Source organism: bacterium SCSIO 12696, assembly GCA_024397955.1.
Classification (GTDB): domain Bacteria; phylum Pseudomonadota; class Gammaproteobacteria; order Pseudomonadales; family Porticoccaceae; genus SCSIO-12696.
In genome coordinates, this window is sequence record CP073744.1 from 1,026,269 (window position 1) to 1,039,512 (window position 13,244).

The 13,244-nt window shown below is 53.6% G+C and carries 15 protein-coding genes; all 15 read right to left on the minus strand.

The window, feature by feature from the left end; all coding sequences use genetic code 11:
* Positions 1-6: 6 nt before the first annotated feature.
* Positions 7-1,395 (minus strand): sigma E protease regulator RseP, encoded by a 1,389-nt coding sequence (gene rseP, locus KFE80_04710; protein ID UTW46196.1) that lies wholly within the window; start codon positions 1,393-1,395, stop codon positions 7-9.
* 22 nt (positions 1,396-1,417) lie between these two features.
* A complete protein-coding gene (gene ispC, locus KFE80_04715) occupies positions 1,418-2,614 on the minus strand; it encodes a 1-deoxy-D-xylulose-5-phosphate reductoisomerase (protein ID UTW46197.1) in 1,197 nt (398 codons plus the stop codon).
* Positions 2,611-3,471 (minus strand): phosphatidate cytidylyltransferase, encoded by an 861-nt coding sequence (locus KFE80_04720; protein ID UTW46198.1) that lies wholly within the window; start codon positions 3,469-3,471, stop codon positions 2,611-2,613. Before KFE80_04720 ends, ispC begins: the two co-directional genes overlap by 4 nt.
* A complete protein-coding gene (gene uppS / locus KFE80_04725) occupies positions 3,464-4,213 on the minus strand; it encodes a di-trans,poly-cis-decaprenylcistransferase (protein UTW46199.1) in 750 nt (249 codons plus the stop codon). Before uppS ends, KFE80_04720 begins: the two co-directional genes overlap by 8 nt.
* Before the next feature lie 40 nt (positions 4,214-4,253).
* Positions 4,254-4,811 carry a ribosome recycling factor gene (gene frr, locus KFE80_04730; GenBank protein ID UTW46200.1) on the minus strand — a complete coding sequence of 186 codons (558 nt, stop codon included), beginning with the start codon at positions 4,809-4,811 and terminating at the stop codon, positions 4,254-4,256.
* Positions 4,804-5,559: a UMP kinase gene (gene pyrH / locus KFE80_04735; GenBank protein UTW46201.1), complete on the minus strand. Its 756-nt coding sequence runs from the start codon at positions 5,557-5,559 to the stop codon at positions 4,804-4,806. The genes frr and pyrH overlap by 8 nt, the downstream gene beginning before the upstream one ends.
* 98 nt (positions 5,560-5,657) lie before the next feature.
* Positions 5,658-6,512, minus strand: a complete 855-nt coding sequence (locus KFE80_04740; protein UTW46202.1) for an elongation factor Ts — start codon at positions 6,510-6,512, stop codon at positions 5,658-5,660.
* Between the two features lie 132 nt (positions 6,513-6,644).
* On the minus strand, positions 6,645-7,391 hold the full coding sequence (gene rpsB, locus KFE80_04745) for a 30S ribosomal protein S2 (GenBank protein UTW46203.1): 747 nt from the start codon (positions 7,389-7,391) through the stop codon (positions 6,645-6,647).
* Between the two features lie 342 nt (positions 7,392-7,733).
* A complete protein-coding gene (locus tag KFE80_04750; GenBank protein UTW46204.1) occupies positions 7,734-8,489 on the minus strand; it encodes a hypothetical protein in 756 nt (251 codons plus the stop codon).
* Positions 8,490-8,491: 2 nt separating this feature from the next.
* Positions 8,492-9,751 (minus strand): S8 family serine peptidase, encoded by a 1,260-nt coding sequence (locus tag KFE80_04755; GenBank protein ID UTW46205.1) that lies wholly within the window; start codon positions 9,749-9,751, stop codon positions 8,492-8,494.
* Positions 9,751-10,479 carry a zf-HC2 domain-containing protein gene (locus KFE80_04760; GenBank protein ID UTW46206.1) on the minus strand — a complete coding sequence of 243 codons (729 nt, stop codon included), beginning with the start codon at positions 10,477-10,479 and terminating at the stop codon, positions 9,751-9,753. The genes KFE80_04755 and KFE80_04760 overlap by 1 nt, the downstream gene beginning before the upstream one ends.
* Complete coding sequence (locus tag KFE80_04765) at positions 10,476-11,060, minus strand: RNA polymerase sigma factor (protein ID UTW46207.1); 585 nt, start codon at positions 11,058-11,060, stop codon at positions 10,476-10,478. Before KFE80_04765 ends, KFE80_04760 begins: the two co-directional genes overlap by 4 nt.
* A gap of 268 nt (positions 11,061-11,328) precedes the next feature.
* A complete protein-coding gene (locus KFE80_04770; GenBank protein ID UTW46208.1) occupies positions 11,329-12,552 on the minus strand; it encodes an MFS transporter in 1,224 nt (407 codons plus the stop codon).
* A gap of 4 nt (positions 12,553-12,556) precedes the next feature.
* Positions 12,557-12,772: a hypothetical protein gene (locus tag KFE80_04775; GenBank protein ID UTW46209.1), complete on the minus strand. Its 216-nt coding sequence runs from the start codon at positions 12,770-12,772 to the stop codon at positions 12,557-12,559.
* A 57-nt stretch (positions 12,773-12,829) separates the two neighbouring features.
* The gene (locus tag KFE80_04780; GenBank protein UTW46629.1) at positions 12,830-13,240 is read right to left on the minus strand and encodes a hypothetical protein; all 411 of its coding nucleotides are present in this window, start codon (positions 13,238-13,240) and stop codon (positions 12,830-12,832) included.
* Positions 13,241-13,244 lie beyond the last annotated feature (4 nt).

Below are 13,244 nucleotides of genomic sequence, written 5' to 3' on the forward strand. Positions count from 1 at the left end.
TAGCAGTCATCGTTGTTGTTGGTTGGTTATTGTACTTTCATCGGAACTGTCATCTGGCAGCTCACGGCGAATATCGTTGCCAATAGCAAAAATCATCAGACCCATCACCATGAACAGGCCTATTTTGTAGCCAATCATTTGTGTTTTTTCAGACACCGGGCTGCCTTTGATGGCCTCAGCGATGTAGTACATCAGGTGGCCACCGTCCAGCACTGGGATGGGTAGCAGGTTAAGTACACCCAGGCTAACACTGAGCAGAGCGAGGAAGCTCAGATACGAAACCAGCCCTCCCTCCGCTGTTTGGCCCGCCACTTTAGCAATGCCCAATGGTCCACTCAAGTGTTCCGCAGAAATCCGCCCCACAATCATTTTTTGGAGCGTTTGCAGAGTCATGGTTGTGGTGTCCCAAGTCTTGGCCAATGCCAAGCCAATAGATTGGCCGGGCCCATATTGATCCAGGCGCCAGTAGCGGTTTAGTGCGGTAACACCAACCTGGCCAATGGTTTCACCATTAACGGTTACCGCTGCTGGCGTTACCGTCAATGACAATTCAGTACCTTGACGCTCTATCACCAAATCAATGGGCCGCTCCGCTCTGGGACGCACGTGCTCCACCCACTGGACCCAGTCTGCCAGTGGCTGCCCATCAGCGCTGATAATACGATCTCCCGCTTCAAGGCCAGCCCGTTGCGCCGGGCTGCCATCTGCAACCGAGCCCACCGCCGCATCCAGTGACGGCACCGTGAGCTGCAAACCAATGGCTTTGAGTAAATCCGGATTTTTGCTGTCCACATCCCAGTCGCCCAAATAGGTGGCGTAACTCAAGACCTGATCAGAGCCGAGAGGAGATGCGGTGAATTGAATCTCCGACGTGTCGCCGAGACGCAGAATTAGTTGCTCGTGGAAGCTCTGCTGGGATGGGGTTTTCACACCATCCACTGTCAATATTTCCAGGCCGGGTGTGAGACCAGCGCGATCGGCAATGGAGCCCGGCTCAACATCACCGACAATAGCGGCAACACCGATAACCCCATGCATAAAAATAACCCAATAAAACACAATGGCCAAAACAAAATTGGCTACTGGGCCGGCCAGCACCACGGCAATGCGCTGCCACACAGGCTTGCGGTTAAAAGCATGGGGAAGGTCTTCGGCGGCAACATCCCCTTCACGCTCATCCACCATGCGCACATAGCCGCCCAGAGGGATCCAGGCGATTGTGAATTCCGTGCCGAGTTTATCGGTCCAGGAAAAAATAGGTTTACCAAAGCCTACCGAGAAACGCAGCACTTTGACGCCGCAGCGGCGGGCTACCCAAAAATGACCGAATTCGTGGAAGCTCACCAATACGCCCAAGGCGACAATGGTGTAAAAGACCGTGCTAACTATATCCACTCAGGACAACCTCATTTAAACACTACTCTGCCAACAGCGACTGCGACAAAATATCCATGGCTTTCTGGCGAGCCATCTGGTCGCTGGCTTGGACAGCTTCGATACTGCCCGGTTCACTGACCTGCCACTGTTGCACTACCCGATCCACCAGCTGAGCAATTTGGTCAAACTTCAACTGACCTTGTAAAAACGCCGCCACAGCCACTTCGTTTACGGCGTTGAGTACAGCGGGGTAATCACCACCACTCTGGGCCGCCTGACGGGCCAGACGAAGACAGGGAAAACGCTGTTCGTCCGGCGCTTCGAAATCCAGCCTTGACGCAGCCACGATATCCAGTGACGACACCCCTGAATCAATGCGTTGAGGCCAGGCCATGGCATGGGCGATGGGGGTACGCATATCCGGGTTGCCTAACTGGGCGAGCACACTGCCGTCTACATATTCCACCATAGAGTGCACCACGCTCTGTGGGTGCACCACCACTTCCACTTTCTCAGGGCCGACATCAAACAGCCAGCAAGCTTCAATCAGCTCAAGCCCCTTGTTCATCATGGTGGCCGAGTCCACCGAGATTTTACGACCCATGGACCAGTTGGGATGAGCGCAAGCCTGGTCCGGCGTTACCGCTGACAGCTCTGCCAGTGGCTTGGTGCGAAATGGGCCGCCAGAACCGGTCAACAAAATTTTGCGTACTCCGGCTCTGTCAAGGTGGTCATACCCCTCTGGCAAACACTGAAAAATCGCATTGTGTTCACTGTCGATGGGTAACAGCTCAGCACCACCGCGCCGCACAGCATGGATAAACAAGCGCCCGGCCATCACCAGGGCCTCTTTATTAGCCAACAGCACTCGCTTGCCATTTTCGGCAGCAGCCAGTGTGGGCATCAGGCCAGCGGCGCCAACAATGGCCGCCATCACCATATCCACCTCTACTGCTGAAGCCACCTGGCACAATGCACCCTGGCCCGCCAACACCTCAGTGGGCACATCAGCCAGCAGTTCTTGTAACTGCGCTGCATGAGCACTGTCTGCCACCACTGCGTAACGGGGCTTGAACTGGCGACACTGTCTGGCCAACTGCTCTACCTGACTGTTGCAGGTAAGGGCAAATACGTGAAACTGCTCCGGGTGGCGAGCAATCACATCAAGGGTACTCACCCCAATAGAGCCGGTAGCACCAAGTACCGTGATGGTTTTTACAGATTGGGTACAGGTCAAAGCAAGTTGCCAGAAAAATTAAGCAGATAAATCAGAGTAAATACTGGAAACGCTGCGGTCATACCATCGACCCGATCGAGAATACCCCCGTGACCGGGCAGAATAGAACCGCTGTCTTTGATATTGCGCTGCCGTTTGACCATGCTCTCCAGCAGATCGCCCAATACCGAAGACACCGCTGTGGCAGCAATCAGTAACGCCAACAGCAACCACTGTTGTCCGCTGGCATTCAACTGCCAACCCAACACCACCAGCAAAAGGCCATTCACAGTTAGCCCGCCGACAACTCCCGCCCAGGTTTTTTTGGGGCTGACCGTCGGCGCCAGTTTGCGGCGACCAAAGTGCTTTCCAGCGAAATAGCCTCCGGTGTCCATAAGCACCACGATCGATACCACCACCAACAGTGCCCAACGGCCACCGTTGTCAGTGGGTAACGTTGCGAAACCATTCGAATAAAGAAGCAAAGTCATCGCCAACCAGGTGGGCACCAGCACAAACCATCCCATCAGCACCTTAACCCAGGTATTTGCCCACAGCACCACTGTGTTTGGGAAACTTTTCACCCAAAACAGGGCAATCAACCACCAACCGCAAGCGCTGGCCAACAAGGTCAGTTGACTACTGCGAGGCCCTTCCAGCAGGTAATGATTGGCAGCTAACACCAAAGCCGCACTGCCCACCACAAAACCCAGGCGCGCGACGATGGACCGCAAGCCCGCAAGATTGCTCCACTCCCAGGATGCAAGCAGCACCAACGATGCGCTCAACACCGCAAACCAGGGTTTGGGCAAGAAAAACAGTGTCGCCAGAAACAGGCCAACCAGAGTCAGTCCAGTGATAATCCGCACTTTAAGCATCGGCTGCTTCCTCCGCCTCAATCTGTTCGGCGGTCATGCCAAAGCGGCGTTGGCGATGGCGGTAGTCTTGCACCGCAGCGGTAAACGCGGCTTCATCAAAATCTGGCCACATCAATTTGGAAAAATGAAATTCTGCATAGGCCATTTGCCAAAGCAAAAAATTGCTGATGCGCTGTTCAAAGGCGGTGCGGATGCAGAGATCCACCGGCGGCAGATCCGCCAGCGAAATTTGCTCGCCAAGTAAAGTTTCGTCCACTTGGCTACTGGCTAGCTCACCACGTTCAACCTGCTCAGCCAGTTTGCGCGCGGCGTTGGCAATATCCCAATGGCCGCCGTAATCCACCGCCAGCACCAGGGTTTGCTTGCCACCCAGCGTTTGCTGTTCGGCGTCTTCAATCAGTTTGCTCAAGCGACCGCTAAAGCGCTCGCGATTGCCGATAACTCGCAGTGCCACCCCCTTTTGTTTGAGGGTTTTGACTTCTTTTTTCAGATATGAGGCAAACAGCGACATAAGCCCCTGTACCTCTGCTGCCGGGCGGCGCCAGTTTTCGCTGCTAAACGCAAACAGGGTCAGTACATCCACGTCGTGCTTTTTACAGGCTTCCAGGGCATCGCGTACCCGTTCCACACCGGCCTGATGACCAGCCAAGCCACCCAGACCACGCTGTTTGGCCCAGCGATTGTTGCCATCCATAATGATGGCTACATGCCGCAACGGACAGTGATTGACTGTGGCGTTCATAGAACGATTCCTGCAACAACAGGCACCATGCACCCGGGCATCAGATTTCCATTAAGTCTTTTTCTTTTACCGCCAGCAACTCGTCCACCTGGCCCACAAAACGGTCGGTGATTTTCTGTACATCATCCTGGGCTTTGCGATCTTCGTCTTCGGTAATCTCTTTTTCCTTGAGCAAGTCTTTCACATCAGAAAGTACATCGCGGCGGATATTACGGATGGAGATACGGGCGTTTTCCGCTTCACTGCGGGCCTGTTTGGTGTAGCCCTTACGCGTCTCTTCAGTGAGCGGTGGCATCGGGATGCGAATCAACTCACCGGTAGTGACTGGATTAAGGCCCAGATCCGATTTCATAATGGCTTTTTCAATTTCCGGCACCAGCTGTTTTTCCCACACGCTGATACTCAGGGTACGGGCATCCAGCACAGAGATATTGGCCATTTGATTCAGGGGCGTATCGGCACCGTAGTAAGACACGTTAATGCCATCCAGCAGGCTGGGGTGGGCACGACCGGTACGAATTTTGGAGAACGCCGTATTTAAAGCAGTGATGCTTTTTGCCATGCGCTCTTCGGCGTCTTTTTTGAGATCATTAATCATCGTTCTCATCCTTAGCTTCTTCAATCAGGGTGCCCTCTTCGCCACCCACAACAATACTCAGCAATGCGCCGGGCTTGGACATGCGGAATACCCGCAGGGGCATATCCTGTTCCCGGCACAGACAAATAGCGGTGAGATCCATCACACCCAATTTTTTGTCAAGCACTTCATCGTAAGTGAGGTTGCTGAACATTTTTGCATCCGGGTATTTCATCGGGTCGGCATCGTAGACGCCGTCTACCTTAGTGGCCTTCAGTACCAGCTCTACTTCCACCTCAATACCGCGCAGGCAAGCAGCGGAATCGGTGGTAAAGAACGGGTTGCCAGTACCGGCGGAAAAAATCACTACCTCGCCTTGTTCAAGGTAGCGCATGGCTTTACGGCGATCGTAGTGCTCCACCACACCGCTCATGGGAATGGCAGACATCACTCTGGCAGAAATATTGCTGCGCTCAAGGGCATCGCGCATGGCCAGGGCGTTCATGACCGTGGCCAGCATCCCCATATGGTCACCGGTTACTCGTTCCATGCCCGCTTCACTGAGGGCCTGGCCGCGAAACAAATTGCCACCGCCAATTACCAAACCGACCTGCACACCAATGCCCACCAGTTGACCGATTTCCAAGGCCATGCGGTCGAGCACCTTGGGATCAATACCGAAGCCCATATCCCCCATTAGCTCTTCACCGCTGAGCTTCAACAGGATGCGTTTATACTTCTTGTCCTTGGTGGCAGCGCTATTAGGCATGATTTCCTCATCGAGCAAATAGGTTAGTCAGAAAAGAATACGGGAGCCCAATTTTGGGCTCCCGTATTGTACAGATTTTCTGTCTGTTGTCCTCGGTCTTATGCACCTTGAACAGCAGCAGCCACCTCAGCAGCAAAATCCGTTTCTTCCACTTCGATGCCTTCGCCCACTTCATAGCGGGTAAAGGAGGCCACTTCGCCACCGGCATTCGCCACCAGCTTGCCCACTTTCACGTCTGGATCCTTCACGAAGGGTTGCTCAACCAGGCTGTTTTCTGCCTTGAACTTGTTCATGCGGCCAACAATCATCTTCTCGATGATTTCTTCCGGCTTGCCGCTCTCGCGCGCCTGGGCGGTAAAAATTTCCTTCTCTTTATCGAGAACGTCCTGAGGCAGATCTTCTGGCTTGGCCACTTGCGGGTTAACCGCGGCAACGTGCATAGACACGTCTTTGGCCACTTCGTCGCTACCGCCAGTCAATGCAGTAAGAACGCCGATACGATTGTTACTGTGCACGTAACCGTCAACCACAGCACCTTCTACAACCACAGCGCGACGAACACCGATGTTTTCGCCAATTTTCTGAACCAGCGCTTCGCGAGCTGTTTCCAACTCACCGGCCATCAAAGCAGCAACATCGGTTTGCTTCTCGGCAAATACTTTATCCACAACGGTACCAACGAAGCCCAGGAAGCCTTCGTCGCGGGCAACGAAGTCGGTTTCGCTGTTAACTTCAACCAGTACGCCGTAGCTGTTGTCGTCGGCCACTTTGATGGCAACAACACCATCGGCAGCGGTACGGCCAGCCTTTTTAGCCGCTTTCATACCACTGGATTTGCGCAGCTCTTCGATAGCCACTTCGATATCACCACCGGCAGCAGCCAGTGCTTTTTTACATTCCATCAGCCCGAGGCCTGTGCGCTCGCGCAATTCCTTTACCAACTTCGCTGACATGAGTTTGTCCTCTTGAATTCACATTGTGCCCGGTTCACCGGCAACGGCCAGTAAACCCGATAATTGTTTCAGATAAGTGCGTATTTCAAAAAAGGGGCCGTCGGCCCCTTTTGTACTGCTGCTGGAGAATAGTTACTCCGCTGCAGCTTGCTCAGCTTCCACTTCAACAAATTCGTCTTTGCTGGTGATGCTGCTGCCTTTTTGCTTGCCTTCCAATACCGCATCGGCAATGGCTGCGGTGTACAGCTTGATGGCGCGGATAGCGTCATCGTTACCGGGGATGATGTAGTCAACACCGTCGGGGTTGCTGTTGGTGTCGACAATGCCAATCACGGGAATACCCAGTTTGTTGGCTTCCTGGATGGCAATGCGCTCGTGGTCTACGTCAACGACGAAAAGCACGTCTGGCAGGCCAGCCATGTCCTTGATACCACCGATGGAACGGTCCAGCTTTTCCATCATGCGAGTGCGCATCAGCGCCTCTTTTTTGGTCAGCTTTTCGAAAGTACCGTCCTGGCTCTGAGCTTCCAGGTCGCGGTAGCGACGGATAGAGCCACGAATGGTTTTGTAGTTGGTGAGCATGCCACCCAGCCAGCGGTGGCTGACGAAAGGCATACCACAACGCTCGGCCTGCTCGCGAATGGATTTCTGGGCAGCGCGCTTAGTGCCAACAAACAGAATCTTGTTGCCGTGAGCGGCCAGATCGTGAACGGCTTGCAGCGCGTCATTAAACGCGGGAACAGTTTGCTCGAGGTTGATGATGTGAATCTTGTTGCGGGCGCCGAAAATGTATTGACCCATTTTCGGGTTCCAGAAGCGGGTCTGGTGACCAAAGTGAACACCAGCCTGCAGCATGTCTCGCATGGAAACAGAAGCCATGATAAATCCTTAAATTGTATAAAACGTTCGCATAAGCAGAGATTTTGTTCATCTGGCAAGGCAAAGATGAGCGAAAATCGGGAGTTTGTTGAAACAAATGACCGATTTGAGCGAATCTTTAACGCCGTCAGGGGGCAAAAGATCAATTATGCGAGCGTTTTTGGGTTGGGTCTTCCATATATCCCACTGTTCAACCTCATACCCTTAACGCAGGGGAAAGGCACCCAGAACAGTGTGTCGATATATGTGCGACGTTTATTGGCCATTGCAAGGCGTACCTTGCTCGGCGGCGCGCTTTATACCACAAAAGCAAGTCACAGTAAAAGCAGTCTTTGCAGCCCTCTATCTGGAAAAGTGGTAACTCACCCCTACAACCACCTGGCTGCCGGTGCGCACGTCATTAAAAAAGCCACTGGTATTGCCACTGTAGTGGTATTCCAAAGAACCCACCCAATGCTTGGCAAATGGGCGACCAATGCTGAATCTCGCGTAGTGATACTGGTCGCCATTCAGCTGCCCCAAATCCACTAGCCCAACTTCTACTTCACCAACGCTCTGCCAGGGAAGGTGCTGACGAACCGTCGCAGAAACCACCAGTTGGTTCTGATTGGTATTCCAAATGGAATCGGTGTAGGCAGCGAACAAAGTCAGGCTATCCTGGTAGTCCAGCTGAATTCGCCGCTCCTGATAGTCGGCATTGCGAGATAGATTTTGCTGACGATATTCCAGCCAGGCATTGCTGACACTGAGCTGCCAATCGTCAGTTAACAAACGACGATAACCAATACTGTACTCCGCTTCCCAGTCCCTCGACTGAGCCTGGCCACCTAAACCGCCAATATCCGCTTTCGCCAACCAGGCTGATGCAAACCAACCGGACTCATGCCCCAACCAGGCTTTTACCTGTGGAGTCACAGTCTCCTCAGCCAGAGAAATACCGCGATAAATGTAGTCAGAAGAAACCGACAACGCACCATTAAATTGCCAGGGGCTGCGATCATCATCGGCTTGCACAGAATACGCACACAGCAAAAAAAGCAACACCACCGTGTGGAGTTGCCAGCGACTGTTAACAGGAATAGTCAGTTGCTTATTCAAGGTTATTTGAGAGGGCTCCTGGAATCACGAGGCGTGTTTTCAACAGGCACCATCTGTTTAAGTTGGGCCACCACCTGCCCAGGGTTCAAATTGGGCTGTTTTTCTTTCATTAATGCCGCCAAAGCCGACACCTTGGCTGCGGACATGGAGGAACCGGAGAAAAAGTCGAAACCGCCATCGGGGGCGGTGGTGAGCACATTGGCGCTGTTGAGGTGAACGAGCAATCTGCGTTCGTCACTGTCTGGTGGTTTCCGGCAAACACCAATCACACCGGGCAGCCGAGCGGGATAACCTATGTTTGCATCCCCGGGATCTGCGGCCACCACCAGAATATTCCGTTTCAGGGCTTGAGCCACCAAACGGGCAATCAACGGATCTTGAGGGCCTGCCAGGCTCATATTGATAATATCCGCACCACTGTCTATGGCGTGACTGATGGCACTGGCCACGGTAAAGCTGTTGCAGTGGGCTTTACTGGTACTGTCACCAAGCTGCCAGCAAGCCTTGAGCACTGACACGTCTGCGTCGGGGGATAAACCAACAATGCCCAGCTCATTGTTGGGCTGGGCAGCGATGATACCGGCAACGGCAGTGCCATGAATATCGGCTCGAAAACGTTGACTGTTGTTATCAACAAAATTTTCCACCGCCTTAATTTGGGGTTTTAGCTCCGGGTGGCGAACATCGGCACCGGTATCGATCACCATTATTTTCACCCCTCTTCCGGTAGCTTCCCGGTGGAGGCTGGCAATGTGCTCACGACTGTTTTGGTACTGCAGTTCGAAGTAAGGATCGTTGTACGGAGCGCTCTGAACCGAATAACTGACCATCTGCTGTACAGATTCAATGCGGCGATCGTTGCGCAGCTGCTGCATCACATCCGCCACGACCAAGCTATCGGGGATCCCCAGCAAAACGCAGTAAATGGACAGGGAATTAATCAACCAACCGCGCTCTTCCCGCAATTGGTAATCTCGGGCAATGTCTTTTACCTGGCGTCGCACCAGCAGTGTACTGTTGTAATTCAACGGTGCCTGATAATTGCGCCCAAACGAACGCACAGCGGCATTCTCTTTAGCAGCATCGTGAGTCAGTGTTACCAGTATTGGAGTGAACCCACTGGGCACACTAACGCCCCGCTCCGGGATAAACTGATCCAGTGACACTTGCTTATGTTGTGAGCTGCCACAGGCAGACAGCACCAGGGCAAACAACACTGCCGTCACTGTTTTTAAGCGAGCACTGCCAATCACTAAAGCCATTACTGCATTTCCTGCTGAGATGCCCTGGGGGAATGAACCGACGGCTCTGCCAGTTTTACCCAAGGGCTGCCACGCAAATTGTGCAATACCAATTCCTGCTGAGCTGAGGGCTTAAGGGTGGATATGGTATACAAACCCGCTTTTGATGGCCCACTGATAATCTGTGCATCCACATTATTCAGCAAATTTCGGATATCCACTTCTGTTGCAGCAGGCTGAAAGATTACCCGGTACACCTGGCTGTGCTCTGCTGCAGCACGCACCAAATCATCATCACTGGAGTAGGTTTCCAGGGTAACACCTTGCGGCTTCCCAGGCAGCACAACCAGTAAGCTCACCACCAAAACCAGGCACGCTGCCTGAGCCCACATCACTGTTTTTGCAGCTTTCGGTGTGCCAGACCACTGGCGTTGCCAACTGGATAGCCAGGTGACTTTGCCACCGTGGCTGCTCTGAGGTGCGGCTTGGCCATCGATTGCTCTCAAGGTCTTTTCCAAGTTGGCTTCCATCCGCTGGGTAGTGAGTAACTCTTCCAGCTCTGTAGGCTCAGTGCGGATGGCATCCACCACTTGCTGGGCTTGCTGCAACTCAGCGAAACAAACTTCGCATTGGGCCACATGCTCCTGAACTTGGCGCTGTTGAGCCGCATTTAACTGGCCGTTGACAAAACTCGGGAGCATTGCCTGGCATTGGTCGTGGTAAAGCGGCCTGGGTGCGTCGCTTTTCATGGTGTTTCCCCCTTTACTGCCGGGATTGGCACAGTATCGTGGCCAAATACCCTTTTAAAAATTTTGCGTGCATGGAATAGACGCGTTTTAACCGTATTGGCCGGACATTCCATAATTTGGCCGATTTCCTCGCAGGTGTAGCCGGATTGGTAAGCCAGCTCAACGCAACTTCTCTGTTCTGGCGACAGATGTTGCATGGCCTGCTCAATTTCCTGACGGCTATCCCAGCGCTCCACTTCATTGTCGGTGGCCTCCTGCTCTGGCACTGCGTCCAGATCCTGGCTGGCATGCTTCTCAAGTTTACGGGCTGCTTCCCAGCACTTGCGCATACCAATCCCCATAATCCAGGTAGATACACGGGATTCGCCACGAAAATCGCTGGCTTTTTGCCAGGTAGTCAACAGAGTATCGTTAACCACCTCCTCAATAACATCCAACTGCTTCAGATAGCGATAGGCAAAGCGGGTCAGCAGTGGGTAGTAACGGCGATACAGGGCTGAAAAAGCTTTTTTATCCCCTGCACCCGACGCCTGCAATAACTGCAAATCCAGCTGATCCTGTTTTTGAACTTGGTTATTCAATAGTCCACATCCACTCGCTTTCGACACCTGTTAGTGGCCGCTACCCAAAAAAAGGTTCATTCAATGGAATGAATTTTTATTGAACTCAAAGCGACTTCCCCCCCACTAATAGAGTGAAGGGGCTTCCCCCCGAGAATCATGTTGGGTTACCAGTCTTAACCCGGCAGCAGTTGGTTCTGTATTTTTAGGCCCGGCTGTCTGTCAGAGAGTATCCCCAAACTCAATCAACCGGGTTAGACTTTTTGCCCCGCCAACTGGCGGGGCTTTTTTATGGAGACGTGGCCACTTCGCCGGAGAACAGAGTGCTGCGCCATACCATCCACAGGCCAGCAATAATGGTGAGCGAACCAAACCAGGCGATGGCAGGCAACAGCCCCAACCAGGCCACCAGGTGACCACAGCTCCAGGCACCCAGCGGAGCGGCACCAAATAAAGACAGCTGATACACCGACACCATGCGGGATGCATAGCTGCTGGGGGCCACCTCGTGCACCATGGTGCGGCCCAATACCATGGACCAGCCAGAAAACAGGCCCCAAAAAAATATTACCGCGAAAACCCCCCAGCTGGGCAGGTGACAGGCCAGCAGAACCAATAAACCGCCGCGAATGAGCAGGCTGACAACCATAAACCGCCCTGCTCGCCAACGGTTACTCAAGCCGCGAATAACCAAGAGGTTGGCAACTATCACCCCCGCCGTAAAAGTGAGCTGCAGCCAGGCGAAAAAGGCGGCACCACCGCCATAGAACTCTCTGGCCAACAGTGGCAGCACCACCAAATACACCCCCAGCCCCAGAAAGCCGGTGGCAAACACCGCAGCCATCAAATGGCGCAGCTGCAAATGCTGCCAGGCCAACTTGAGGCCCGCGATCACACGGGTGTTGACGCCAACCCGGCGAACCGTTTCAACATCGGGGTTTTGGTGACTGTACTTTAATAAAAAGGCGGTAATCACGACTGCTGCCATCTGTAGCGAGACCATCACCACCAGCCCCAGCTGGTCCAGCCAACCGGCAGCGAACATGCCCAGGCTCTGGCAAGCGAACTGCACCAGGCTCATGCGGGCAACGGCGCGGTTTAAATGCCCACTGGCCACTTTGGGCAGCAGACTCTCTCTGGCCGGCTGTATAAAAGCAGTGATGGCGCCGTAGCCAAAACCAAACAAAACCACCAGCAAATAACTGATGGAACCGGTTAACACCAGCCCCATCATCAGGCCATAGGGAATCAGGTAAAGAAGATAGAGCCGGAACAGCAACCGCCCCTGATGACGATTCTCCGATAAGGCGCCACCCCAGAGCACAAACAGCAGAGCTGGCAACATCGCCATCATTTGAGCAAAGCCCACTCGATCGGCGCTTTCCTGCAACACACCGGCTATCAGCCAGGGGTAAATCACAATTTGCAGGCCACCCAGCAGCGACCCGGTGCCTACCCCGGAGAGAAAATAACGAAACCCCGATGAACCGGGTTCAGGGGTGGAGTCAGTCACTGAGTCAGCGGTCTCTGCGGCGTTGCAGTGCGCGGCGGATCAATGACATCAACGTACCCGCCACAAACGCCAGACCAATCACCGCAGCCAGCCCCAGCAGCAGGGTAAGCAGGGCCACCAATGCACCCTCCGGGGTGTCGAAAATCGCCAGGATACCCACCAGCAATACCATGCTGGCAATCAGGCCGAGCATCAGGGTTTTTGGGCGTTTAAACTTCATAACACGCTTTCTATCGATGGTTTATCGTGGGCAGCCTTTGACTGGTCAAAATCGCAGTTACAACTGCAGCATCTCACGGCCCCACTCACATTTGAGTTGTAGGCTGTCGTCACCGGGTTGGTGATAATCCCCCTCAGCCTGCCAGTTGAAGGTATGCACGCCGTACAATTCTGTTTCCAGCTGCACAGTAGCGGATATCCAGTACATTTGCTTGAGCAGGGCCTCAAACTGGGCCAGCCACTGGGCCCATTCGTACTCAACACCCCGGTAGCAAGCCCCAAAGTGTACCACCTGGCTGCCCAGATCCTCCTCGTTCACCGGGGCGGCAAACATATCGCGGCTTATAAGGGGCCAACCGTCTCTGTCTGGCAGTGTTTTTAAAGCCTCGCAATTCACCTGGTGGCGGTTATCACCATCGCCAAAATTCATATCGCGAATGCAACCGTAGACAAGGGACTCCTGGCCCATAAAC

What these genes read in the sequence shown, in the direction of transcription:
- KFE80_04740 (UTW46202.1), bottom strand. Translation starts at nt 6,512, where the DNA reads ATGTCAGCGAAGTTGGTAAAGGAATTGCGCGAGCGCACAGGCCTCGGG.
- KFE80_04720 (UTW46198.1), bottom strand. Translation starts at nt 3,471, where the DNA reads ATGCTTAAAGTGCGGATTATCACTGGACTGACTCTGGTTGGCCTGTTT.
- KFE80_04775 (UTW46209.1), bottom strand. Translation starts at nt 12,772, where the DNA reads ATGAAGTTTAAACGCCCAAAAACCCTGATGCTCGGCCTGATTGCCAGC.
- pyrH (UTW46201.1), bottom strand. Translation starts at nt 5,559, where the DNA reads ATGCCTAATAGCGCTGCCACCAAGGACAAGAAGTATAAACGCATCCTG.
- KFE80_04755 (UTW46205.1), bottom strand. Translation starts at nt 9,751, where the DNA reads ATGGCTTTAGTGATTGGCAGTGCTCGCTTAAAAACAGTGACGGCAGTG.
- rpsB (UTW46203.1), bottom strand. Translation starts at nt 7,391, where the DNA reads ATGGCTTCTGTTTCCATGCGAGACATGCTGCAGGCTGGTGTTCACTTT.
- frr (UTW46200.1), bottom strand. Translation starts at nt 4,811, where the DNA reads ATGATTAATGATCTCAAAAAAGACGCCGAAGAGCGCATGGCAAAAAGC.
- KFE80_04780 (UTW46629.1), bottom strand. Translation starts at nt 13,240, where the DNA reads ATGGGCCAGGAGTCCCTTGTCTACGGTTGCATTCGCGATATGAATTTT.
- uppS (UTW46199.1), bottom strand. Translation starts at nt 4,213, where the DNA reads ATGAACGCCACAGTCAATCACTGTCCGTTGCGGCATGTAGCCATCATT.
- KFE80_04760 (UTW46206.1), bottom strand. Translation starts at nt 10,479, where the DNA reads ATGAAAAGCGACGCACCCAGGCCGCTTTACCACGACCAATGCCAGGCA.